Origin of the sequence: Amycolatopsis regifaucium, from assembly GCF_001613935.1 — a bacterium.
Classification (GTDB): Bacteria; Actinomycetota; Actinomycetes; order Mycobacteriales; family Pseudonocardiaceae; genus Amycolatopsis; species Amycolatopsis regifaucium.
The window spans coordinates 135655-159568 of sequence record NZ_LQCI01000004.1; the positions used below are offsets into that span (position 1 = coordinate 135655).

Here is a 23914-nt window from a genome sequence, read left to right on the forward strand (position 1 = left end):
GATTCGTGTTCTAACCCGGATCGCCACTCACGACCTCCTGTTGCCGGAAATCGGCGACGCTTGACGGTGGCCGCGTGATCGGAAATTGTCGGTGGTCGATCGTATGTTCGTGGCGTGGACACTTACCAGGCCGCGCCGGTGGCGCTTCTCGAAGAACTCACTGATCCTGACTTGTTGGAGTTGGTCAATGCTTCCGCAGATTCGTTGGACGACAAGGATTCCGTGGCTGTGGCGCAGGCGGCGTCGGCAGGGATTGCGCGGTTGGAGGCGGTCCGGTTCCGGGCGCTGGCTCAGCTGAGTCGGCATCGTGGTGGTGCGGGGAGCGTGACGCAGGAGGTGGCGCTCGAATTGTCTCTTGTGGACAGTCACGCGGGTGCGGTGGTCGCCGCGGCTGAGGCGTTGACGACACGTCTGCCGTGCACGCTGGCGTTGATGGACCGGGGGAAGCTGGGTGGTTTCGGTGCGATGAAGGNNATGCCGATCAGATCCGGAAAGCGGCGAATCACGCCGCGATCAGCGTCGACCGGGATGGTGCGGACAGGCGTGCCCGGCGGCATCGGGAGGGGCGTCGTCTCAGGGTGCGGCAGGGTGAGGCGGGGGTGGCGTCGATCGAGGTCGAGGACGGCCCGGTGGAGAAAGTCACCGCCGCCTATCGGCGGATCGATCGTGAAGCGCGTGCTTTGCGGAAAGGTGGGGAGACGCGGACGCTGGATCAGTTGCGCGCTGATATCGCGCTGGATTTGCTGCTCGGTGGGCAGGGCTCTGGGGGTGAACGGACCGAGGTGTTTCTGTACATGGACCTGTTCACCTATCTCGGACTCAACGATGATCCGGCCGAGTTGGCCGGGCATGGGCACATTCCCGCTGGGTTGGCGCGGCACATCGCGACCGGGCCGGACACCGTGTTGCGGCGGATCATCACGGACCCGCTCTCCGGGCAGGTGCTGGACCTCGGCCGGGATCGGTACCGGCCGACCGCGGGGTTGGGCGAGTTCGTACGGGTGCGGGATCGGGAGTGCCGAAGACCGGGTTGTCATCGTCCCGCGCAAGCCTGCGATCTCGATCATGTGGTGCCGTGGCAGTTCGGCGGCCACACCAACGCCGACGAGCTGATCGACCTGTGCCGCCGCGACCACCGGCTCAAAGACGAACCCGGCTGGGTCTACCGTCTCGCGGCTGACGGGACGTTGACCATCACCACCCCGACCGGACACAGCTATGACAGCACGCCGCCGCCGCTTCATGAGCCGCGCCCGCAAAGCCCTTTGACCGACGAACCGCCGCCATTCTGAGCCCCGTTGCCGGGAAACGACGACAGCTCCGCCTCGCTTTTACGTCTGGTTTCCTGACCGGCAGAGGCTTGCTGTGACCGGTGGACACTCCTTGGGCACGCTCCCGGCAGTGACTGGCGTGGCTTGGCGGCTGGAGAGGTGCTGGTTCGCGACCAGACAGGCCTTTCTGCGCAGCCGGGCGGAATCCCGTCGCCGAAAAACGGCGACAGCTCCTGCATACCTGAAGACGAGCCGTTTCCCGGCCAACAGGCGCACCCCATCGCCGAATAGCGGCGACAGGCCAAGCTGGCTGTTGGCGGGGTGTCTTCCCTGCGGTGGTGGGCGTGGCTTGGGTGATTGGAGTGGTGCCGGTTCCCTACCGGATAGCCCTCTGCTGCGCCCCGGAACAAAATCGCGTCACCGAAAAACGGCGACTCCCATCAGCCACACCCCACTCACGACACCAAAGCCGCCAACTGCTCATCCGTAAGCCGTTCCACCAAAGCAACCGCCCGATACCCACCCTCAGAAAAAACCACCCTCACCGGCCCGGCGATGTGCGGATGCTCCTCCGCCACCCGCAAGGCGGCCGAAACCCGCTCAGCCGGCCACCCCAGCGCCGCCGCGAGAGCCGGAACGGACAGCGCGCGTTGAGCGTGCAGCAGGGCGGCGAGCGCGGTCAGGGCGTCGCCGACGTAGACCGCGACGCGGTCATCCAGCATGATTTCGTTGATGCGGGCGTGGAAGCGGGAGAGATCGTCCATGCGGGCGCCGGCTGGGGTCGAGGTGCCGAGGACTTCGGCGCCCTGGCGGGCGATTTTGATCCATTCTTGGTTCGCGCGGACGCTTTCGGCCCAGACCCGCTGGGGCATTTCATCGTCGATGACGTACTGCTCGCGCCGTCCGTTGCGTTCCCGTTTGAGCAGTGCCTGGGTTTCGAGGTAGCGGACGGCGTTCGAGATCGACGCGGGGCTGACCTGGAGTCGCTGGGCGAGTTCGGCGGCGGTGTGGACGCCGTCGTCGCTGACGGACAGGCACGCGAGCACGCGCGACATCATCCTGGGCAGGCCGGTGGCCACCATCATCTCGGTGAAGTCCGCTTCGAAGCGGCGCACGGCTTCCGGGTCGCGCCCGTAGTCGTTCGTGACGACGGGGGCGGCGCGGGGAGATGGCTTGCGGCGCCGCGCTCGTTCGCCGGTGACCCGGCTCGCTTCGTCGGCGCGATAGCCGGAATGGCCGCTGTTGCGCGAAACCTCACGGCTGATCGTCGAGGTCGGGCGGCCGAGGCGCCGGGCGATCTCGGCGTATCCGAGGCCGTCCTTGAGCCAGGCCGCGATCAGCCGGCGGTCCTCCAGGGTCAGCCTGCCGCCCGGCATGGGCGCCTCCTGTGCGTTCACTCGCAGGTCAATGCAACGAACTGTTGCATTCATCGACAGGGCAGTTGCAACGATTCTCGGCAATCTACCAGTTACTAAGCCTAAAAGTACCGCTTGAAGCTTTGAGCGATAGATGAATGCAACGTAGCCTTCGGTCATGGCTGAAGATCTGGGAGGAACAGCTATGACCAAGTCCGTACCCCATCTCGCGGAACTGCCCCTCGAACGGCCGCCGGGATGCCCGTTCGACCCGCCCGCGGAACTCGCCTCGCTGCGCGACGAGCACCCGCTCGTCCGCCTGACCTTCCCCGACGGCCACGAAGGCTGGCTCGCGACGGGGTACTCGATTGTCCGGTCCATCGTCGCGGATCCCCGCTTCAGCGCCCGGCAGGAGCTGATTCACTCGCCCCTGCCGGGGCCCGCCGCGATGGTGACGCCGCCGCCCGCGGCGCCGGGGATGTTCATCAAGATGGACGATCCCGAGCACGGCCGCTATCGCAAACTGCTCACCGGCAAGTTCACCGTGCGCCGGATGCGGCTGCTCACCGAACGGGTCGAGCAGGTGGTCACCGAACATCTCGACGCCATGGAGCGGCAGGGTTCGCCCGCCGATCTGGTGGCTGCCTTCGCGCAGCCCATCCCGGCGTTGATGATCTGCGAACTGCTCGGCGTTCCTTATGCCGACCACGAATTCTTCCGGCGCAACGTCGCGCCGTTGAACAAGCCGGACGCCCCGCTGGCCGAGCAGGAGGAGGCCATCAACGCGCTGGGGGAATACCTCTACCGGCTCATCGTGGCGAAACGCGCCGAACCGACCGACGACATCCTCGGCGAACTGGTCACCACGGAACTCACGGACGAGGAACTCACGAGTATCGCGTTCCTCTTGCTGGGGGCCGGTTTGGACACCACGGCCAACATGCTGGCGCTGGGCACTTTCGCGCTGCTGCGGCATCCTGACCAACTGCGAGCCCTGCGCGAGGATCCGGAGAGCCTCGAAGGCGCGATCGAGGAACTGCTGCGCTACCTGACCATCGCGCATACCGGCGCCCGCACCGCGCTCGAAGACGTCGAGGTCGGCGGGCAGCTCATCAAGGCGGGACAAGCGGTCGCGCTTTCCGCGGGAGCCGCCAACCGCGATCCGCTGAAATTCCCGGAACCCGACCGGCTCGACCTCCGCCGGAACGCCGCCGGGCACGCGGCGTTCGGGCACGGTGTCCACCAGTGCCTCGGCCAGCAGCTGGCACGCGTCCAAATGAAGGTCGCCTTCGCTGGGCTGCTGGCCAGGTTTCCGTCCCTGCGTCTCGCGGTCCCTGCCGACGAGGTCCCGCTGCGGACGGATTCCGACATCTACGGGGTGTACGCGCTCCCGGTGGCCTGGGACTGATCGCGATGAAACTGTCGGTGGACCCGGAACCGGCGACGCCGTGCAATTGTGCCCGGCGGCGGCGATCACGGCGGACGGCTGAGGCGGCCAGGGGGTGCCGGGCAGGCACCCCCTGGCGCGGGATCAGCCGACTTCCGCGAGAACCTTGCCGGTGTCGGCGTTCCGCACGGCGGTGCCGGCGTAGTTCTGCTGAACCCTGGCCTTCTCCTGGGCGTTGGGGTTCACGTTGGCGCAGCTGACCCCACCGGTCGAGCCGGACATCAGCGACGAGCACGGCCCGGGCTTCACGTCGGGAAGGCCGAGGCTGTGGCCGAGTTCGTGGGACGCGATCCGGACCTTGTTGTAGCCCTGCTGGACGGCCTGCCTGCCGTACCAGACGGTGACCGTGCCGCTCGGCCGGACCGGTCCGAGGGTGGCGCGCGGCCAGCCGTTGTCGGCGATGATCCGGATGTTGACCCGCTGCCCCGGCGTCGCCTTCACGATGCGGACGTTGGTGACGTTGGTGTTCCACACGTTGACGCCGGCGGCCACCGCGTCCTTGAACTCCGCGGCCTGGCTGTCGTCGTAGGTCAGGGTGGTCGCCATGATCTCGGCGGCTCCGGCGGAGGGCGCCGAGAGCATCGAAAGGGAGAGCGCGGCGCCGGTGAGCACCGCGGCGAAGGTACGTCGAAGCACGTGTTACTCCTCGCGTTAAGGCGTGCTGGAATTGCGGAGCAGTGTCGACACTTGGTTCGGGCGAGAGGGACCTCTGAGTAGTCCTCCGTTGCCACCGCGTGATGTTAGGACCTGGCCGGCTCGTCGCGGAACCCGCCGATAGTCGCCTGTCGTTAACCATGATCTTGACGCGACCGGAAGACTGTCCGGCTATGACCACGGCACGTTTCACCGGACACGAAGAACCCATCCTCGCCGTCGCGGTGCACGGAAACCGGCTGGTCACCGGCGGCACGGACAAGACGGTGCGGGTATGGGACCTGGAGACCGGCGCGCAGCGGTTCGCCTTGAGCGGCCACGAACGGCCGGTGCTCGCGGTGGGTATCTCGGGTCAGTACGTGGTGGGTTGCGATGGGGCGACGGTGCGGCGCTGGCGGCTCACCGGACACGAGGCGCAGCCCCCGGAGGTCCAGACGACCAAACGGGCACTCGCGGTCGCGGTGGCGAAGGAGTTCGTCGTGTCCGGTGTGGGAAGCACCGTCGAGGTCCGGCGGCTGGACGGTGTGACGGTGCGTGGTCTCCGCACCGGTGGCCCGGAGATCGAATCGGTCGCGGTGACCCCGGACGGCCGGGTCGTGGTCGCCGGTGACGACACCGGCGGCGTGCGGCTGTGGGACCGCGAAGTCGTTTCCCACTACCGGTTCGGCGGCGCGGGCGCGGTACACGTGGTCGCGGTCTCGGCCGACGGCGCGCGGGTGCTGTCCGGTGAGGGCGAGACGGTCCGGTTGTGGGGGCGGAAAGGCGACCCCGCCCTTGTCTTCCCCGGACACGCCGGGGTGGTGCGGGCGCTGGCCTTCAGCCCGGACGGAAAACTGGTGCTCTCCGGCGGTTCCGGCGGCGAGGTCTACGTCCGCGACATCGAGAACCCCGCCGAGTACACCCTCCTCACCGGACACGAGGGCAACGTGCGCGCGATCGCCTGCACCGCGGGCAACGAGAAGATCGTGTCGGTCGGCGACGACCGCACGATCCGGGTGTGGGACCGCTTCGGCAATCAGATCGACGGAACCGGCTTCGTCGAGCCCAAACCGGGGCGGGCCCGGCCGCGGATCACTCCGGACGTCGAAAGCGCGATAGACCTGATCGGCTTCCAGGACGACGTGCGCACGCTCGCCGCGGTCATCGCCGACCGTGAGACCAGCCCGCCGCTGTGCATCGCGCTGCTGGGCCCCTGGGGCTCCGGCAAATCGAGTTTCGTGCGGCAGGTGGCCGATCGGGTGGCCGAACTGGCCCGGCGATCCCGGGGCGACGCCGCCAACAGTGTGTTCGCCGGTGAGATCCGGCAGATCCGGTTCAACGCCTGGCAGTACCACGACGACCATCTGTGGGTCGGCCTGGTGGACCACCTGTTCCGGCACCTCGGCGCGCCCGAGCCGCACGCGGACGCCGACGAGGTCCGCGCCGAACGCGAGGAACTGCGGACCCGGCTCGCCGGGCTGCGGGCCGTCAAAGCGGATGCCCCGCGCACCTGGCGGTGGCGGCTGCTGGTGTCCGGGGTGGACCGGGCCGAACGCCGACGGCGGCGGCTCGCCGTCGCGGGGTACGCGGTGCTCGGCGTACTCGGCGTCGCCGCGGCGATCACCGGATGGGCGTTGTGGCACAACGCGATCCTCGCCGCGGCGGGCGCGCTCGTCGCGCTCGGCGCCGTGCTGACCCCGGCGCTCACCACCGCGAGGGCCGCCCTCGCGCCGGTAAAGTCCACCTTGGACAAACTGCGTCACGACGTCGACAAACGGGCGGAACGGTTCGAGACCGAGGTCCGCGAAGCCGAGGAACGGCTCCGGCGACTGGACGCGGCCACGCGGCTCGGTGAGCTGATCGAAGCGGCGAAGACCGGCAGATACGGGGACTACCAAGGGGTTTTCGCCCGCGTCCGGGACGATCTCGCGCGGCTGAGCGCGGATCTGGTGGACGCGCGCGAGGACTGGCGGCTGGCGGGCGGCAAGGGCGAGCCGCCGCTGGAACGGATCGTGCTCTACATCGACGACCTCGATCGCTGCCCGCCGTCGAAGGTGATCGAAGTGCTCGCCGCGGTGCATCTGCTGCTGGCCCTGCCCGCGTTCGTCGTGGTGGTGGCCGTCGATCCCCGATGGCTGCGCCGATGCCTCGATCAGCATCACGAAGAGTTGTTCGGCACCGGGGAAGAGAGCCGGACGGAGTACCTCGACAAGATCTTCCAGATCGTCTTCGCGTTGCGGCCCATGGGAGCCGCGGCCGACGAACTGATCGACGTCCTGATGCCGATCGAAGGCAGGGAACCGGCGGCCAGTGAGCAGGAGGAATGGTCCGACGACGGGGAAACCCTCCGGCGCGGCGAAAGCGGCGAGCCGAGGGAGGTCATCGTCAAGGACACGGCCCCGCCCACGTTCTACAACATGCGGCCGGACCGGTTGCGGCTCACCGAAGTCGAACGCGATTTCGTCCACGTGCTGCGGAAACGGCTGAACACGCCACGGGAGATCCGGAAACTGGTCAACCTCTACCGGCTCGTGCGCATCGGTATTCCCGACGCTGAACTGGCCCGGTTCGTCAGCGGCCCGTACCGGGCGGTGCTGGTGCTGCTGACCCTGCTGGTCGCCGATCCGGACGCCGCGCGCTCGACCTTCGTCGCGCTGTCCGCCGGGGAATCGTTGTCCGAAGCCTTTCCACCTGAATGGCGGCTAGACGCCGAATCCTTCGATGATCTAGAGGTCTATCGGAATTGGGTGGGTACCCTCTCCCGCTTCAGTTTCGAAACCTACGATCTGGTGACCGAGGAAACAGAACCGGGAACCACGTTGTAGCTACACTTGCCCGCTACGACGTCGAGGGGGCGCGCATGCGGAGATCAGGCTGGCTTTCGCTCGCCTTCGGCGCGCTGGTCGGGACGCTGGTGATCATCCTGCTGGCGACCGTCGTCACCGCGCCCTCGAACGCGCTCCGGACCGATTGCGTCCGCCTGGTCACAAGTTCCTCCACGGAGAAGGGCGACCTGATCCGCGAGCTCGCCGAGCGGTACAACAACACCGGCCGGACCTTCGACGGCGGCCGGTGCGCGAAGGTCGAGGCGTACAAGAAGACCTCGGGCGCCACACTCGACCTGATCGTCGACGGCTGGAACGACATCGACGAAGGGCAGCCGGAACCCCAGGTCTGGCTGCCGAGTTCGTCGCTGTGGCTCGACCTGCTGCGCCAGCGGGGTAAAGGCGGTTTGATCGAGAGCGGCCCGAAGACCTCGCTCGCGACGAGTCCGATGGTCATCGCGATGCCGAAGCCGATGGCCACGGCGATGGACTGGCCGCACAAGACCATCGGCTGGAACGACGTCCTGCAGATGAATCAGAAGGGCGGCTGGGCCTCCACTGATGCGGCGAACGCGCAATGGGGGAGCTTCACCCTGGGCAAGGACAACCCACGCCGGTCGACCTCGGGGCTCGCCGCGACCATCGCGACCTACTTCGCGGCGACCGGCGGGGACTACGGCAAGATCGGCACGGCGGACGCCGTACGGTTCGTCCGCGGCATCGAGGCTTCGGTCGCCTACTACAGCGACGATTCGGTCGCGTTCCTGAAGACACTGTACGAAGAGGACCGGAAGAAGCCGACGCCCTACATCAGCGCGATGGCGATGCAGGAGCAAATGGTCTACCTCTACAACCACGGCGCGCCGACAGGGGATCCGAAGCAGCTGAAGGACAAACCCGAACCACTGAACCGCCCGCTCGTCGCCGTGCACCCGAGCGAGGGGACGATGCTGATCGATCATCCCTTCCTGACCACGGCCAAGGCGTCACCGGAACAGCACGCGGCGGCCAAGGACTTCTACGACTTCCTCCGGGAGACCGAGCAGCAGGAGCGCTTCCGCGATCTCGGCTTCCGCGACCCGGAGGGCCGCGGCAACCCGAAACTGGCCGAGGGCGCGCACACCGCGGAAACCGGTGACTCGCGGCTCATCGAACTCCCCACCGGTGAGCAGATCCAGAAGATGCTGGACGGCTGGGAATACACGCAGCGCCGCGGCCGGATCCTGCTGGTACTGGACCTGTCCGGTTCGATGAGCGAACCGTTCGACAAGAACCGCAAGGACAAACCGTATTCCGAGAGCCGGATCAACCTGCTGAAACCCGCGATCCGGACCCAGCTCGACTACCTGCATCCCGAAGACGAGGTCGGGCTGTGGACGTTTTCGACCAACGGGCCCGAGGAAAAGATGCCGATCGGCAAGGTGAAGGACGTCCGGGGCCCGATGATCGACCTGGTCGAGAATCTGCGGCCGGACGGCGAGACCGCGCTCTACAGATCCGTGGTGGAAGCCAACGCCAAGATGCGGCGGGAGTTCGACCCGAACGTCATCAACGCGGTCGTGGTCCTGACCGACGGCGAGAACACCGCGGCCGGGACCACCAAGGAACAGATGCTGCAGGACGTCGACGCCGAACGGCTGGACAACTCCGTCCGGATCTTCACCATGGCCTACGGCGCGCAGGCGGACAGCCGTGTGCTCGACGAGATCGCGCAGAAGTCCAAGGCGCGCAGCTACAAGGCCGTCGATCCGCAGGGCATCACCAAGATGTTCGTCAACGTCTTCAGCAACTTCTGACATGGCCGATTCCGACAACCGCCCGTTCCACGTCGTCACCGGCGTGCTCACGGTCGTCGCGGCCCTGCTCGGTCACTCGGTGACCTTGCCGCATCCGCAGGCCTGGCTCTTCGGCGCCGTCGCCGCGCTCGCCGTCCTGATCCCCGCCGAGGTCGCGTTCTTCGTGCTGAGCGGCAGGCGACCGGCGAAAAGGACGGAGTCGCGCGCGCCCGAGCCCACCACCGGCTACGACCACTACAGCCTGCTGGGCCGCGCGCTGACGGCCATCGAAGCGGTGCGGCCGGGCGAGACGGAACTGGCCGGAACCTTCCGGCGCGCGGTGGCGAAACTCGAAGACCGCGCCGGCGACAACGAGACGGCCGTCGTCGAACTGCGGGTGACGGTGAAGCAGACCACCGAAAAGCTGGAGCGGCACGCCCGGGACGAGAATCCGGATCCGGTGATGCTCGTCCAGCGGATGATGTTGTACCGGGAACAACTCGAAGACGCGCTCGCGGCGGCCGAAGCGGGCTGACGGCCAAGCGCGCTAGAGCCAACCGTGTCTTGAGTAGCTGCATGGGTACTCACGTGGGCCCCAAGACACTGGCAGCGAGCCGCCCAAGGCCAGCTGTCGAACGCCGCCAACCAGGCTGAGTCGCGCTGAGTGTGCGGTGCCGAACAGACTACGGCCGTGCGTCATGCTGATCTGACAGCATGCCGTTGATCGGGCGCCGGGTTGTCGAAGGCGTGGAACATGTGGTCGTGCCGGTGGAGCACCGGTTCAGCCTGGAGGAGGCCGTGCTGGCGGTGATGGCCGCCAAGAGCACCGTGCGGCCCGCCCCCGGGATCAAGGTCGCACCCTTGAAGGTGTCAGAGGTACGGTCAGCGCTGCTCTACGCGGCGAAACACGCCGACAGACGGCACCAGATCGTGGACAGCTATTTCGTCGAGGCCGAGGACGGACCGTTGCACCGGCTGGCCGAGTGGATCAGATCGGAGCTGGTCCGGCTGGGCATCTTCACCACACACGATGGTTCCGCCGCCGGATCGGGTGGCCGATTCGGTTACTCTCCGCGATAGGTGTTCACGACTGCCTGGGAGGGTGTTTCGTGGGTTTGGGCCCGGAGGCCGCCGAAGAAAGAGAACGTCCGTTCCTGGAGCGGCTGGACGAACCCGTCCGTGCCCGGTTACTGGAGATGGGCACCCCGCAGACCTACGAGAGCAGACAGGCGCTGATGCGCGCGGGCGAGCCCGGCGACTTCGTCATGCTGCTGCGGCACGGCTACGTGAAGGTGACCAGCGCCGACCGGATGGGGGCGACGGTTATCCTCGACGTCGGGGTGCCCGGCGATCTGCACGGCGAGATCGCGGTGATCGCGGGCGGCATCCGGATGGCCGACGTCGTGGCCATCGAGGAGGTCCACGTCCGGCGGATCGCGGCGAGCGAGTTCAACCGCTTCCTGCTGGACCATCCGTCGGCGATGCGGGAGGTGCTGGTGAGCGTCGCCCGCCGGTTCGTGCTCGCCCAGCGGCAGCGGACGCAGTCGTGGAAACCGCAGGCGGTGGCGCGGGTCGCGACGCGGCTGGACTACCTGGTCGATGTCTGCGGCATCCGGACACCCGCCGGCTGGCGGATCGGGATCCCGTTGAGCCAGGACGAACTCGCGCAGTTCATCCCGATGGGCCGGACGATGGTCGCGCAGGCACTGGACAAGCTCCGGAAGGCAGGAGTCGTGGCCAGTTCGCGCCGTGCGATCACGGTCGTCGATCGCGACGCATTGCGGGTGATCACGGAAAAAGGTGTGACTTAGCTCACTGGCGTTGACCATGGCGGGGTCAGGTTCTGTTCGGTTCCGAACAGAACTTCCGGTGAGGAGTGGGAACACTGCTTCGTGCCGCCAGTTTTCACCGATCAGGGGAGGGGTCGCAGAGATGCAGGTGCTGACCTCAGGCCATTACAACGCGCACACTCATGCCGTGCTCGCCGTCGACATCGTCGGTTCGTCCAAGGCCAGCGATGACCTGCTGGATCCGATGAAGACCGAGATGGAGACGCTGGTCTCCCGCTCCTTCACCGCGGTCGGGCTCGCGCCGGCGGAAGCACGGCATTTCCGGGAGACCGGCGACGGGCTGATGGTCGCCTATCCGGACCGGGCCGTCGGCCAGCTCTGCGAGGTCGTGTTCCACCTGGACCATCTGCTGCGGTCCCGCAACCGGTACGCCCGCGTCCCGATGCGAGCGCGGGTGGCCGTCCATATGGGACCGATGGCGGACAATCACCGCTACCACCGCACCTACATCACGCTGACCCGGCTGCTGTGCGCGTCGACCTTCAACGACGCCGTCGGCTACTGGTGCCGTCTCGATCCGACCGGCGACAAATTCGGCGCCGGGATGATCGTCTCGCAATCGGTGTGGCGCAACGTGGTCGAGCCGTTCGGTGTCGCGCTGGTCCCGCCGGCGCGCTGCGGCCGGATCAGCGTCACCACCCCGGATTTCGCCGACAGCGCGTGGATTCACCTGCCAGGCCTGGACGCCGACGCCGTACTGGCCGAAGTCGACCCCGCGGTGCCGGCGCCGCTCGTGTTCGACCGGGTGAGCCGGTTGTCCACGACGGCCTAGCCCCAGACCGGGCGAGCCGGCTTCCAGGGAGGGAAAGCCGTACCGCCCGCCGGTTTCTGGCCCGGTACCCCTACGCCGGGCCAGAAACCGGACCTTCGCACCTACTGGCGACAGCGCTTCCCGCTGTTGACGCACTTCACGAGCTGGTTCATCAGGCATTGCGACATCACGTTCGCGAAGTCGTCGTGGTCGGAGCGCGGGTTGTGCTTCTCCTGCGCGAACGCGTCGACCGCGTACTGCCCGGCGGCCTGGACCTCCGGCGGGATGTCGTAGGTCAGCGTGATCCGCAGCTGCGGCACGTTCTTGAAGCCGCGCGGGCATTTCCCGTCGCGGTCGGAGAACACGATATGCGTGCGATGGTTGGCGCTGTCGGTGTTCTTCCCGTCCCAGCAGTTCGGGAACGAGTGGACACGGGTGACCTTGCTCCCCTGCGGGCAGATCGGATACAGCTCGGTGAGCCGGTCTTCGAAGCCGCTGCAGGTCCAGCTGGGCCGGGCGTTGGCCGGGCCGTTGGTGGACTGCTTGGCGTCGCCGTAGAGCACCCGCAGGAACTTCGGCATCGCGACGACGCGGCGGGCGCCGCCGCTGGTGAAGGTCAGATCCACCTTCGCGGGACGCTGGATCTCGCCTTCGTTGTCACCGATCTCGTTGTTGTCGTCGACACCGGGAAGCTCGGCGGCCTTGCCGTCGGACTTCTTCTTCTCGACGTCGCCGCCCTTGGCGACCTTGCTGTTCTCACCGCCGTTGTCGAGGCCGCCTTCGCCGTTCTGCTTCACCGCGCAGCCGGTGAGCTGGTCTTCGGGCTTCGCGACTGGTTTGCCCGCCTGCTTCATCTGATCGGCGATCTTCTTGATCGCCGCCTGGCGTTGGTTCTTCAGGTCGTCGAGCACCTTGGCGGCCTGTTTTCCCTGCGCCAGCTGGTTGTTCGCGTTGTCGACGTCCTGGTCGATCTTGATGAGGCCTTCGTTGACCGCGTCCATGGCCTGGTCGGGGACGTCCTCGAGTTCGCTGGCGACGTCGGGGCAGTCGGCCTGTGGGGAGGCTTCGTCCTTGGCCGCGTTCGCGCGGTCGGCGGCGAGCTTCTCCTCGTTCGCCGCTTCGTTTTCTTCCTCTTCCTCGGTGTTGATCCGGATGACCGGCCAGAAGTAGGCGGATTTGTCGCCGTTCTTGCAGGTGGTGCCCGCGCGGAGCAGGCTCTTGTTGTTCGAGTCCGCGTTGGTCGAGAGATTCCCGACGTAGTCGTGGAGGTGCTCGGCTCCATTGCGGACACCGGGCTGGGCGATGAAGTTGTCGCCGTTGAAGTGGCCGTTCTCGTTCCGGCCGCAGTCGACGGTGAACGTCCCTCGTGCGCCTCGGTTCGCGAGGTCGAGATTGACGTTGTTGCCGCGGGGGACCTTCGCGATGTCGATGAAGAACGACTTGTCGGCGCCGTCGGCCCTGGCCGAGTCGGGGATCCCGGTCGTGTTCACCACGACGAGCCCGCCGATGGCGAGAGAGAGCGCGATGGCGCCGGTGGCGAGTTTGGTCCGGCGTGCCATGCGGTGGCGGCCGGCGGATCTCGGGTTACGGGGCATGGAATCGTTCACCTCGTTCGGTGTCGTTTCGCGGAGTCCGGGGGATGCGTCACCGGCATCGCCGGCGTCACTGACTCCGCGTTGGCTGAAACGGCCCCGGTGCAAGGACGGTTCAAAACGCGATCTAGCCGTTACTATTTCGTTATGTTGCCGGAAGACCCGGCCTCGGGGCAGTCGAGGCCGGGTCTTGATCGGGATCGCCGCAGGTCAGACGTCCACTTTGGCCCGTGGTTCCGCCTCGGCCGCGGGCGGCCGGGAGGGCAGGAGACGCTTGATCAACGGGAAGAACACGATCAGCAGGATGATCACGTAGACCACGATCGAGAACGGGGTGTTGACCAGTCCGATCAGGTCGCCGTCGCTCAGTTGCAGCGCGCGCCGCATCTGCTGCTCGGCGGCCGGGCCGAGGATGACGCCGATGATCGCCGGCAGCACCGGCAGGCCGTAGCGTCGCATCGCGAAGCCGAGCAGGCCGATCACGAACATGACCAGCAGGTCGAAGATGTCCGCGTTGACCGCATACGCGCCGACACTGGCGAAGAACAGGATGCCCGCGTAGAGGTACGGCCGCGGGATCCGCAGCAGCTTCGCCCACAGCGGCGCCAGCGGCAGGTTCAGCACCAGCAGCAGCGTCAGCCCGACGAACAGCGAGGCGATCAGGCCCCACACCAGCGACGACTCCCGCTCGAACAGCAGCGGTCCCGGCTGGATGCCGTACTGCTGGAACGCCGCGAGCATCACGGCCGCGACCGCGGTGGTCGGCAGGCCGAGCGTCAGCATCGAGACCAGCGTCCCGGCGGCGGAGGCCGACGCCGTCGCTTCCGGGCCCGCGACGCCTTCGATGGCGCCCTTGCCGAACTCGTCCTTGTGCTTCGAGAGGCGCTTTTCCGTGACGTAGGAGAGGAACGTCGGGATCTCCGCGCCACCGGCGGGCACCGCGCCGAACGGGAAGCCGATCAGCGGACCGCGCAACCACGGTTTCCAGGTCCGTTTGAGATCGGCACGCGAAAGCCACGGCCTGCCGACCGGGATCGGTTCGAACGCGTTGCGCCGCAGATGCGCGGCGACCCACAGCGACTCGCCGACCGCGAACAGCGCGACCGCCACGATCACCACGTCGATGCCGTCGGCCAGATGCAGCGAGCCGAAGGTGAGCCGCTGCTGGCCGGTCATCTCGTCCAGGCCGACCAGCCCGATGGTGAGCCCGATCAGCAGCGACGCCACGCCGCGGATCCGGGAACCGCCGAGCACCGAGGTGACCGCGATGAACGCCAGCACCATGATCGCGAACAGGTCCGGCGCGCCGATGTCGACGGCGTGCTTCGCGATCACCGGGGCCAGCACGACCAGCGCGATCGTGCCGAGGATGCCGCCGACGAAGTGCCCGATGGCGGCCGCGGCAAGCGCTTGCGCGCCACGTCCCTTGCGCGCCATGGGATTGCCGTCGATGGCCGCGACGACCGCCGCGCTCTCGCCCGGGGTGTTCAGCAGGATCGACGTCGTCGAGCCGCCGAACATCCCGCCGTAGTAGATGCCGGCGAACATGATGAACGCGCCAGTGGGCTCCAGCCCGTAAGTGACCGGGAGCAGCAGCGCCACCGCCATGGCCGGGCCGATGCCGGGCAGTACGCCGATCGCGGTGCCGAGCAGGACCCCGATCGCCGCCATCGCGATATGGGCCGGGGTCAGCGCGGTGCCGAAGCCGTCGATGAGTTGCTGAAGCATCAGAACACCTCCATCAACGGGCCACCGGGGAGCGGGACACCGAGCAGGTTGTTGAAAATCAGGAATGTCGCGACGGACATGCCCGCCGCGATCAGCGGGTCACGCACCAGGTTGCGGCTGCCGAGCGCGTAGGCCGCGCCCCAGAAAAGGATCGCGCCCGAGATCGGGAAACCGACCAGGCCGATCAAGGCCGCGTTGGCGAGGAAAGCCCCGCACAGCAACAGGACCGTACGCAGGTCGGCGGGTGCGGTGAGGTCGATGTCCTCGCCGCCCTCGGCCTCTCCCTTGCCGCCGCGCAACACGTCGCGCGCCAGTAGCACGGCGACGATCAGCAGCAGCGAGCCGACCAGGATCGGCACCGCCTTCGGTCCCACCGGTCCGCGCTGGGCGAAATCGGTCGGAATCCTCAGCGCGTCGGTGAGCACCAGTGCCCCGAGCGCCAGAAGTACCACGCTCACCCCGAGTTCGGAGCGCTCCTTCAGCCACGTGGTCATGCCAGACCCAGCTCTTTCAGCACCGTTGCCACTCGAGTGTTCTCCTCTTCGAGAAACGAACCGAACTGCTCCCCTGGCGCGAACGCCCCGGTCCATCCGTTGCGCTGCAAGGCTTCCTGCCACTGCGGCGTCTTCTGCAGCCGCTCGAACAGGCCGACCAGCTTCGCGCGGTCCGCGTCGGTGATGCCGGGCGGCGCGACGATGCCGCGCCAGTTGGTGAACTTGACGTCCACACCGGACTCCGAAAGCGTCGGCGCGTCGATGCCGGGGATCCGGTTCGCGCTGGTCACCGCGAGCACCCGGAGCGTGCCCGCCTGGATCTGGTCGCGGTACTCGCCGACCCCGGAGACACCGAACGCGACCTTGCCGCCGAGGACCGACGCGAGCAGTTCACCGCCGCCGTCGAACTGGACGTAGTTGACCGCCTTGGGCGCGAGCCCGACCGCCTTCGCCATCAGCATCGGCGCCAGGTGGTCCGGGCCGCCGGGCGAAGAACCGCCGCCGACCTGGACCGCGCCGGGGTCGGCCTTCCACGCGTCGACCAGCTGGCCGATCGTCTGGTACGGCGAGTCCTTGCCGACCACGACGATGTCCGACTCTTCGATCAGCTTCGCCACCGGTGTGGTGTCGAGCAAGGACGACGGCGACTTGTTCGTGAACACGCTGCCGACCACGCCGAGTCCCATGGACATGACGAGCTTGCCGTTGCCGCGTTCGGCCACCGTGCGGCCGAGGCCGACGGTCCCGCCGGCACCGGGAAGGTTGAACACCTCCGCGTTGCCGAGCAGGTCGGCGTCCTCCATCGCCTTGGTCGCCGTGCGGGCCGTGATGTCGTAACCGCCGCCGGGCGCGTTGGGCACGAGTACCCGCAACGACCGGATCTGCGAGCCCTCGTCGGCCTCGCCGCCCGGGGTGAGCAACGGTGGCACCAGCAAAACGGCGACCAGCGCCGCCGCGATGGCCAACCAGCTACTGGGCTTCACTGTGATCCCCGCCTCTCTGCCGCGTGGTTGGCCATGTTGCACTCGTGTAAACAGAGATGTCCCGCTTGCGGGCCCAATGGTTGTTGTGTTCGTTTTGGTCACGCGGAGGTGGCGATGGGTGCTCGGGGTTCGCTGGCCCGTCAGCTCCTCGTGTGGCAACTAGTAGTCGTGACTTGCCTACTCTGCGCGGTGGGCGTGCTGGCCGTCGTCCAGGCGGGGAGCAACTTCCGCACGACCGAGGGACGCCGGGCGCTTTCGGTCGCGGAGAGTGTCGCCGCGCAGGGTGTCGTGGGCGACCTCGGAAACGGCCCGTTCGAACTGAACGCGCCCGCGGAGACCGCGCGGAGCCTCTCCGGCGTCGATTTCGTGGTGATCGCGGGCGCGGATCGCTCCGTGCTCGCGTCACCGGATCCGGGTCAGTTGCGGACGCTGCTCGATATCGGCGAAAGCACTGTCCTGCATGGACGGTCCTGGGTCGGCGAACTCGACGGTTCGATCGTGGCGCATGTCCCGGTGCTCGACGAAAAGGGCGGCAAGGTGGTCCGCATGGTCGCGGCGGGCTCGAAGTCGCCCGGTTTCTTCGCGGGCGTGCTCGACTCGCCGGGCAACGCCCTGCGGGTGCTGGGTGTCGCGCTGGTGATCGGCGTGAGCGGTTCGCTGCTGCTGGCACGGCGCGTGAAGAACCAGACGCTGGGCCTGGAACCGCACGAGATCACCGCACTGGTGGAGAACCGGGAGGCGCTCCTGCACGGCATCAAGGAGGGCGTCGTCGGCCTGGACCCGCAGCACCGGATCACCCTGGTCAACGATCAGGCTCGCGAACTGCTGGCGTTGCCGGAGGACGCCGTCGGCCGGTCGGTCGAGGACCTCGACCTCAACGAGCGCATCCGCGACCTGCTCACCGGCCGCGCGACCGGCGCCGACCAAATCGTCTTGCGGCAAGGGAAAGTGCTGACGCTGAACCGGATGCCGATCGACGTGCGCGGCGCTGTCGTCACCTTGCGGGACCGCACCGATCTGATGACGCTGCGGGACGAACTCGACGCCAGCAGGCATGCCACCGACACGTTGCGGGCGCAGGCGCACGAGTTCAGCAACCGGCTGCACACCATTTCCGGGCTGCTGGAACTCGGGGAGTACGACGAGGTTCGCGGCTACGTCAGCCGGATCAGTTCGGCGCAGGGGGAGTGGCGCGCGGAGGTCGGCTCGCGCATCGGCGACCCGGCGGTGGCGGCGCTGCTGATCGCGAAGGCGTCGCTCGCCGCGGAACGCGGGGTCGGGCTGCGGATGGCCCCGGACAGCGAACTGGACCGGGTCGAGGAGGGACTGTCCACGGATTTGGTGACAGTGCTGGGAAATCTCGTCGACAACGCGTTGGACGCCTTGGGTGGTGAGCGCGGCTGGATCGAGGTCGGCGTGTGGCAGGAGGATGACGAAGTGCGGGTGGAAGTCCGAGATTCCGGACCCGGTGTCGCCCCGGACATCGCCGAGGAAGTGTTCGAACACGGCTTCACCACGAAAGCGGCCGCCCACGGCCAGCGTGGTCTCGGCCTGGCGCTCATCCGGCAGGCGTGCGTCCGGCGGGGAGGATCGGTCGAGGTGCACAACTCCGGCGGCGCGGTGTTCACGGCAAGGCTTCCGCGATGATCCGGGTCCTCGTCGTCGACGACGATTTCATGGTCGCGAAAGTCCACAGTGGATACGTCGCGCGCACGGACGGGTTCGCCGTCGTCGGGGTCGCGCACACCGGTGCCGACGCGATCCGGCTGGCGCGGGAACTGAAACCGGATCTGGTGCTGCTCGACGTCTACCTTCCCGACCTCGACGGTCTTTCGGTGTTGCGGGAGCTGCGCGCCACCGAGGACGTCGACGTCATCCTGATCACCGCGGCGACCGACGTCGAGACCGTGCGGCAGGCGATGCGGGGCGGCGTCCTGCACTACCTGATCAAGTCGTTCGAGTACGCGTCCCTGCGGGATCAGCTCACCCATTTCGCCGCCCTGCACCAGCGCCTGGACCGGCTGGCCGAGGCCGGACAGGCCGACGTCGACCAGGTCTTCGGTGCCCGGCCGAGCGCCAAACCGGTGCTGCCCAAGGGACTCACCGCCGAAACCGCGCGTCTGGTGGAGACCGCCCTGCGCGGTGCGGCGGGCGGGATGTCCGCGAGCGAATGCGCCGAGGCGACCGGCGTCGCGCGGGTGAGCGCGCGGCGGTACCTGGAGCATTTCGTGGCGACCGGGAAGGCCGAGGTGAGCCTCAAGTACGGCGGGACGGGGCGCCCCGAACGGCGCTACCTCTGGTCCTGACCCCTACCTCGCATTCAGAGGACTAAATGCGGGGAGTCAGGGGGCGGCCGAGCGGAGACCGGCGATCAGGAGGGAGAGGCCGTATTCGAAGGAAGCGGCCGGATCTTCGTCGTGGTCGACCGACTCGCCCTCGACGGACTGCTGCTCGTCGATCGCGCAGCCGAGGGTGTACCGGCTGACGGCGAGGATCGCGTGTGTCGCGTCTTCCTCGGTGAAACCGGCTGCCAGCAACGGTTTGATCAGCGGCGTCATCGCCGATCGCTCGGTGGGGCGGGAGCCGGCGTGCAGGCGGGCGCCGTCGCGATAGGACAGCAGTGTGCGGCGGATGGCGCGGGCTCGCTTGGCCAGCCACGCGGGCCAGTCGTCCGCCGACGCCGGATCGTCCAGCGGGGCGAGCTCGTCGTCCAGCATGGTTTCGGCCATTTGATCGAGCAGCGCCTGCTTGCTCTTGAAGTGGGTGTAGAGCGCGGGACCACGCACGCCGAGCTTCTCCCCGAGCTTGCGCAGACTCAACCCGTCCAGCCCGACCTCGTCGAGGAGTTCGAGCGCGGCTCGAACGTACCCATCCCGTCTCACGACCATGCGCACACCTTCGCCGGTCCGTAGCGGACTTGACAACTCGAAGAAGCCTTATCACTGTTAAGATCTTAACACCGATAAGATTGGCTGGTAGGATGATCGGGCGTCCCGTGGACGAGCGCATTTCCCTTGCTTTGTGGGGGATGGCGTCGATCTTGACCGTGGGCGGGTTCCTGTCGATGTTCACCTCGACAGTGGTCAATGTCGCGCTCGGCGCGATCGCGGCGGAGTTCCGCACGCCGCTCAGCACCGCGCAGTGGATCGCCACCGGTTACCTGCTCGCCCTCGCCGCGATGGTCCCGGTGAGCGGATGGGCGAGCCGCCGCTTCGGGGCGGCCAGGCTGTGGCTGTGGTGCGTCGGTCTGTTCGCGGTGCTTTCCGCGTGCTGCGCGATGGCGACGTCGATCGAGGCGCTGATCGCTTTACGGATCCTGCAAGGCGCCGTGGGCGGGCTGCTGGTCCCGGCCGGGCAGATCCTGTTCGCGGTGGCGGCGGGCCCGAAGCGGCTTGGCCGGATGATGAGTGTGCTGAGCATTCCGATCTACCTGGCCCCGGTGCTCGGCACGCTGTTCGGCAGCATGCTCACCGACGGGCTCGGTTGGCCGTGGCTGTTCCTCGTGAACGTGCCGATCTCGGTGCTCAGCCTGCTGCTGGGCCGGAGGTGGCTGCCGAGCCGGCCCTCGCCCACCACGCAACCGCTGGACTGGCGCGGTCTCGTCCTCACCGTGTCGGGCCTGCCGTTACTCGTGTACGGCGTCGCGGGATTCGCCCCGGTTCCGGCGATCGCCGGCGCGCTCCTGCTGACGGCGTTCGTCGTCACCGCGTCGCGGTCGAGCCACGCGACGGCCATCGCCGACACACACTGGTGGATCGTCGGTGTCACCGCGATCGTGCTGATCCCGGCCGCCGTCCTCGTGCGGGTCGAAACCCGGCTCAGCTGAGCCGATCGGCGAGGAAGGCCAGAATCTCGTCTCTGGCCCGGACGGTGGGATGTCCTTCCTCGTCGACGAGGTGGGCGGTGACGACGCTGTGAGGACACGCGACGACGTCGCGGAAAAACGGCGGCGGTTCGAGATTGGCCACCTCACCCGGAATGACGCGACCGTCGAACGCCTCACCGAGAAGCGCCCGGTACGCGGCGAAGCGCTGTCCGGTGCACCATCGGTCGTTGTCAAAGCGGTAGGCGAGCACCTTAAGTCCGTCGCGCTCGACGCGCTCGCGGATCGCGACGGCGTCCGCCTCGCCGATCTCCAGGCCGCCGGGATCGTCCAGCGGTAACGAGGGATGGTTGACGACGGGCGCGATGACGGCCGGTTCGAGGGTCATGCTGAGGGCGAAGTTGCCGGTGAAGCAGAGTCCGATCGCACCGACTCCCGGCCCGCCGCACTCCTCGAACGCCTTCCTCGCCAGCCCTCGCAGCCAGCTCACGACGGGGCTGGTGCCGCCGCCGGCGAAGGCCCGGAACTCGGCGCTCACGCAGGCGCGACGGGCGACCTTCTCTCCGTCGGCGGCGGTGGGGAAGGCGCCGTCGACACCGAAAAGCGACGGAAGGTGGACCGTGAAACCCGCGTCCCGGATCCACCGGGCGAAGCGGACGACGTCCGGGCTGATGCCGGGCATCTCCGGCATCAGCACCACCGCCGGCCCGGAGCCGGCGACATAGACGGTTTTGCCGGCCCCTTCGACATCGACAAGCCGTTTCGAGAAGTCCGCGAGGGTGTCCATCACGCCATCGTCCGGTGCGGCGCCGACTTCGAACAGGGGCGAGATCGCCACCTGAGCGGGTAATCTCGCCATCATGGTGACCCCGCCGCGCGTCGGAGTTCTCGCTTATCCGGGATGCTTCGCGTCGGAGGTCTTCGGGGTTCTTGATCTCCTCACGATGGCCTCGCATGTCGCCCCCGCAGGGGATTTTTCGTACGAGGTCTCGATCTTGTCGCCGCGACGGCGCGTGGTCGCCTCCGGCGGCGCGGTGCTCGCGGTTGCCCCGCTGCGGCCGGTCGATGTCCTGGTGGTTCCCGGGTTCGAGCTGTCGCCGGCCCTCGATCTCGATAGCAGGCTCAAGTCGCTCCGGCCGGAAATCGAAGCCATCAGGACGACCGCGGAGACCGGGGTCGCGGTGGTCTCGATCTGCGTCGGCGCGTTCTTGCTCGCCGACGCGGGTGTGCTCGACGGACGGCGGTCGACGACGTCGTGGCTTTTCGCCGACCGGTTGGCGAGCCGATGCCCTGGCACCGAAGTCCTGCCGGAGGAACTCGTGATCACCGACAGCGGGGTGACCACGACGGGCGCGTTCAGCGCGATGTACGACTTCGCGCTCGGCCTCATCCGGGCACACCATGGCGGCCGGGTCGCCCGTGCGACCGCGCGGATCGCGCTCGTCGACGACGCGCGGTCGAGCCAGACGCCGTATGTCGACACGGATCTGCTGCCCGCGGTCGGCAGCGAGTTTTCCCAAGAAGTGAAGCGCTGGCTGGACCAGAACCTGCGCGAGCGGTACGACCTCGGGCTGCTTTCCGCGACGTTCCACGTCAGCACGCGAACCCTCCTGCGGCGATTTCGCGACGAGACCGGCAAGACCCCGCTCGGCCATCTGCAGGAGACGCGGGTGCGCCGGGCGAAGCATCTGCTCGAGACCACGGAGCGGACGATCGCCGGTATCGCCGCCGAGGTCGGCTATCGCGATCCCGGGACGTTCGGCGCGGTCTTCGCGCGGCTGACCGGGCACCGGCCGCGGGACTACCGCGCGATGTTCAGACGCGGCCGGACGGCCACGGGCGTTCGGGACAGGAAGTGGACAACGCCGTAGGCTCGGCTGAATGAGCACGGCATCCACCACGGAGCATCCGATGGTCGAAACCCGGCACCAAACCCAGTTGCTCACCTTGCTGCGGGACGAGGGCCCGATGTCCCGGGTCGAACTGGGGGAGCGGCTGGAGCTGCCGCGTGCCCGGGTGGGTGCCGAGGTGGCCCGCCTCGCCGAGGTCGGCCTCGTCGAGACGGCGGGTCCGTCGGCGAGCCGGGGCGGCCGTCGGTCGACGCTCGTGCGGCTGGCGGGAGACCTGCGCGTGCTCTCCGTCGACGTCGGCGCGACGTCGGTCGGGGTCGCCCTCACCGACGCTTCGTGCGAGGTGCTGGTGCACACCGTCGAGGACTGCGACGTCCGGCAGGGGCCGCACGCCGTCCTGAAACGCGTCGTGGAGCTGGCGGAGAAGATCCGCGAAGAGGCGCCGGGCAAGCTGATCGCCGCCGGAATCGGCCTGCCGGGGCCAGTGAGCTTCGCCGAGGGGATGGCGGTGGCGCCGCCGATAATGCCCGGCTGGGACCGGTTTTCCGTGCGCGACCATCTCGGCGGGCTGCTGCGCTGCCCGGTCACCGTCGACAACGACGTGAACTCGATGGCGCTCGGGGAACGGCACGCCGGCGTCGCGCGGTCCATCGACGATCTGGTGTTCGTCAAGATCGGGACCGGTATCGGCTGCGGGATCGTGCTCGGCGGCAAGGTGTACCGCGGTGTCGCGGGCACCGCGGGCGACATCGGGCACATCCGCCTCGACGACTACGGCCCGACCTGTGCCTGCGGCGAGACCGGCTGCCTCGAGGCGTACTTCGGCGGCGCCGCGCTGGCCCGCGACGGGCTGACGCTGGCGCGCAGCGGCCGGTCGGCCTACCTCGCCGACGTCGTCGCGGCCCGGGGCGCGATCACCGCCGCGGACGTCGGCCGCGCGGCGGCGTCGGGCGATTTCGGCGCGGTCAACCTGATCCGCGACGGCGGGCGGCGGCTCGGCCAGGTCGTCGCGTCGCTGGTGAGTTTCGTGAACCCGGGGATGGTCGTGATCGGCGGCGGCGTGGCCCAGCTCGGGCATCAGCTGCTCGCCGAGATCCGCAGCTCGGTCTACCGTCGCTCGCTGCCGCTGGCGACCGGGAACCTGCCGATCGTGCTCTCCGAGCTGGGGGACACCGCCGGGGTCATCGGGGCCGCTTGGTCGGCCACGGACCGCGCGTTCACGTTGAGTAGCTGAGGGCCGGGGGCGCGGTCTCCCTCGGGACTGCAATGAAGGGGCCTTTCATCGCAAAATTTGCGATGAAAGGCCCCTTCATTGCAGGCGGGAGGCAGGCGCGAAGGGCAGTGCAGAGAGCGCTGAGTGACGGGCCGACGATACGTTGGGCACTCACCTGATTCCGATTAGTAACGTCAAGATCGTGCAGACTTTCGATCGAGAAGTACAAAAGTCTGCACCGATTGGAGCGGCTAATCGGGTGACAGGGGCCATTCCTGTCTTGTTGTCACCTTGACGAGTGACAGCAGTCACCCTACTTTCGCT

Annotated in this window: 20 protein-coding genes and 1 pseudogene; 13 read left to right on the forward strand and 8 right to left on the reverse strand. The window is 67.9% G+C overall.

Annotated features, from left to right (window positions below; genetic code table 11):
• The first annotated feature begins 138 nt into the window (after window positions 1-138).
• Window positions 139-1292 (forward strand): annotated as a pseudogene (locus tag AVL48_RS07955) (HNH endonuclease signature motif containing protein).
• A 434-nt stretch (window positions 1293-1726) separates the two neighbouring features.
• Here AVL48_RS07955 and AVL48_RS07960 read toward each other — a convergent pair.
• Window positions 1727-2647: a helix-turn-helix domain-containing protein gene (locus tag AVL48_RS07960; RefSeq protein ID WP_061981273.1), complete on the reverse strand. Its 921-nt coding sequence runs from the start codon at window positions 2645-2647 to the stop codon at window positions 1727-1729.
• A 184-nt stretch (window positions 2648-2831) separates the two neighbouring features.
• Between AVL48_RS07960 and AVL48_RS07965 the strand changes: the two genes are divergently transcribed.
• Complete coding sequence (locus AVL48_RS07965; protein WP_061981274.1) at window positions 2832-4034, forward strand: cytochrome P450; 1203 nt, start codon at window positions 2832-2834, stop codon at window positions 4032-4034.
• Window positions 4035-4157: 123 nt separating this feature from the next.
• Here the strand turns inward: AVL48_RS07965 and AVL48_RS07970 are convergent, their stop codons facing one another.
• Entirely contained in the window at window positions 4158-4709 is a 552-nt protein-coding gene (locus AVL48_RS07970; RefSeq protein ID WP_061981275.1) for a snapalysin family zinc-dependent metalloprotease, read from the reverse strand.
• A 191-nt stretch (window positions 4710-4900) separates the two neighbouring features.
• Between AVL48_RS07970 and AVL48_RS07975 the strand changes: the two genes are divergently transcribed.
• The 6 genes from AVL48_RS07975 to AVL48_RS08000 all read left to right on the forward strand — a co-directional run bounded on the left by AVL48_RS07975 (window position 4901) and on the right by AVL48_RS08000 (window position 11928).
• Window positions 4901-7531, forward strand: coding sequence for a P-loop NTPase fold protein (locus tag AVL48_RS07975; protein ID WP_061981276.1), 2631 nt, complete (start codon window positions 4901-4903; stop codon window positions 7529-7531).
• Between the two features lie 35 nt (window positions 7532-7566).
• Complete coding sequence (locus tag AVL48_RS07980; protein WP_061981277.1) at window positions 7567-9327, forward strand: substrate-binding and VWA domain-containing protein; 1761 nt, start codon at window positions 7567-7569, stop codon at window positions 9325-9327.
• 1 nt (window position 9328) lies between these two features.
• Complete coding sequence (locus tag AVL48_RS07985) at window positions 9329-9841, forward strand: hypothetical protein (RefSeq protein WP_061981278.1); 513 nt, start codon at window positions 9329-9331, stop codon at window positions 9839-9841.
• Window positions 9842-10020: 179 nt separating this feature from the next.
• Window positions 10021-10386, forward strand: coding sequence for a hypothetical protein (locus tag AVL48_RS07990; RefSeq protein WP_007034234.1), 366 nt, complete (start codon window positions 10021-10023; stop codon window positions 10384-10386).
• Window positions 10387-10415: 29 nt separating this feature from the next.
• Complete coding sequence (locus AVL48_RS07995) at window positions 10416-11117, forward strand: Crp/Fnr family transcriptional regulator (RefSeq protein WP_061981279.1); 702 nt, start codon at window positions 10416-10418, stop codon at window positions 11115-11117.
• A gap of 121 nt (window positions 11118-11238) precedes the next feature.
• The gene (locus AVL48_RS08000; RefSeq protein ID WP_061981280.1) at window positions 11239-11928 is read left to right on the forward strand and encodes a hypothetical protein; all 690 of its coding nucleotides are present in this window, start codon (window positions 11239-11241) and stop codon (window positions 11926-11928) included.
• A gap of 101 nt (window positions 11929-12029) precedes the next feature.
• Here the strand turns inward: AVL48_RS08000 and AVL48_RS08005 are convergent, their stop codons facing one another.
• The 4 genes from AVL48_RS08005 to AVL48_RS08020 form a co-directional block, all read right to left on the reverse strand.
• On the reverse strand, window positions 12030-13466 hold the full coding sequence (locus AVL48_RS08005; protein ID WP_143104788.1) for a DUF1996 domain-containing protein: 1437 nt from the start codon (window positions 13464-13466) through the stop codon (window positions 12030-12032).
• A 243-nt stretch (window positions 13467-13709) separates the two neighbouring features.
• Window positions 13710-15227, reverse strand: a complete 1518-nt coding sequence (locus AVL48_RS08010) for a tripartite tricarboxylate transporter permease (protein ID WP_061981281.1) — start codon at window positions 15225-15227, stop codon at window positions 13710-13712.
• The gene (locus AVL48_RS08015) at window positions 15227-15721 is read right to left on the reverse strand and encodes a tripartite tricarboxylate transporter TctB family protein (RefSeq protein WP_061981282.1); all 495 of its coding nucleotides are present in this window, start codon (window positions 15719-15721) and stop codon (window positions 15227-15229) included. Before AVL48_RS08015 ends, AVL48_RS08010 begins: the two co-directional genes overlap by 1 nt.
• On the reverse strand, window positions 15718-16686 hold the full coding sequence (locus AVL48_RS08020; RefSeq protein ID WP_082857574.1) for a Bug family tripartite tricarboxylate transporter substrate binding protein: 969 nt from the start codon (window positions 16684-16686) through the stop codon (window positions 15718-15720). Before AVL48_RS08020 ends, AVL48_RS08015 begins: the two co-directional genes overlap by 4 nt.
• Window positions 16687-16818: 132 nt before the next feature.
• On the opposite strand from AVL48_RS08020, the gene AVL48_RS08025 reads away from it, so the two are divergent.
• Both AVL48_RS08025 and AVL48_RS08030 read left to right on the forward strand, forming a co-directional pair.
• A complete protein-coding gene (locus AVL48_RS08025; RefSeq protein WP_061981284.1) occupies window positions 16819-18351 on the forward strand; it encodes a sensor histidine kinase in 1533 nt (510 codons plus the stop codon).
• Window positions 18348-19010: a response regulator gene (locus AVL48_RS08030; RefSeq protein ID WP_061981285.1), complete on the forward strand. Its 663-nt coding sequence runs from the start codon at window positions 18348-18350 to the stop codon at window positions 19008-19010. The genes AVL48_RS08025 and AVL48_RS08030 overlap by 4 nt, the downstream gene beginning before the upstream one ends.
• A 36-nt stretch (window positions 19011-19046) precedes the next feature.
• On the opposite strand, the gene AVL48_RS08035 is transcribed toward AVL48_RS08030, so the two are convergent.
• Entirely contained in the window at window positions 19047-19592 is a 546-nt protein-coding gene (locus AVL48_RS08035) for a TetR/AcrR family transcriptional regulator C-terminal domain-containing protein (RefSeq protein ID WP_061981286.1), read from the reverse strand.
• A 92-nt stretch (window positions 19593-19684) separates the two neighbouring features.
• Between AVL48_RS08035 and AVL48_RS08040 the strand changes: the two genes are divergently transcribed.
• Window positions 19685-20530, forward strand: a complete 846-nt coding sequence (locus AVL48_RS08040; protein WP_244162356.1) for an MFS transporter — start codon at window positions 19685-19687, stop codon at window positions 20528-20530.
• Here AVL48_RS08040 and AVL48_RS08045 read toward each other — a convergent pair.
• Entirely contained in the window at window positions 20523-21386 is an 864-nt protein-coding gene (locus tag AVL48_RS08045; RefSeq protein ID WP_244162357.1) for a dienelactone hydrolase family protein, read from the reverse strand. The genes AVL48_RS08040 and AVL48_RS08045 overlap by 8 nt on opposite strands.
• A 1-nt stretch (window position 21387) precedes the next feature.
• Between AVL48_RS08045 and AVL48_RS08050 the strand changes: the two genes are divergently transcribed.
• Window positions 21388-22398 (forward strand): GlxA family transcriptional regulator, encoded by a 1011-nt coding sequence (locus tag AVL48_RS08050; RefSeq protein ID WP_061981287.1) that lies wholly within the window; start codon window positions 21388-21390, stop codon window positions 22396-22398.
• 10 nt (window positions 22399-22408) lie between these two features.
• Window positions 22409-23611, forward strand: coding sequence for an ROK family transcriptional regulator (locus AVL48_RS08055; protein WP_061981288.1), 1203 nt, complete (start codon window positions 22409-22411; stop codon window positions 23609-23611).
• Window positions 23612-23914: the final 303 nt, after the last annotated feature.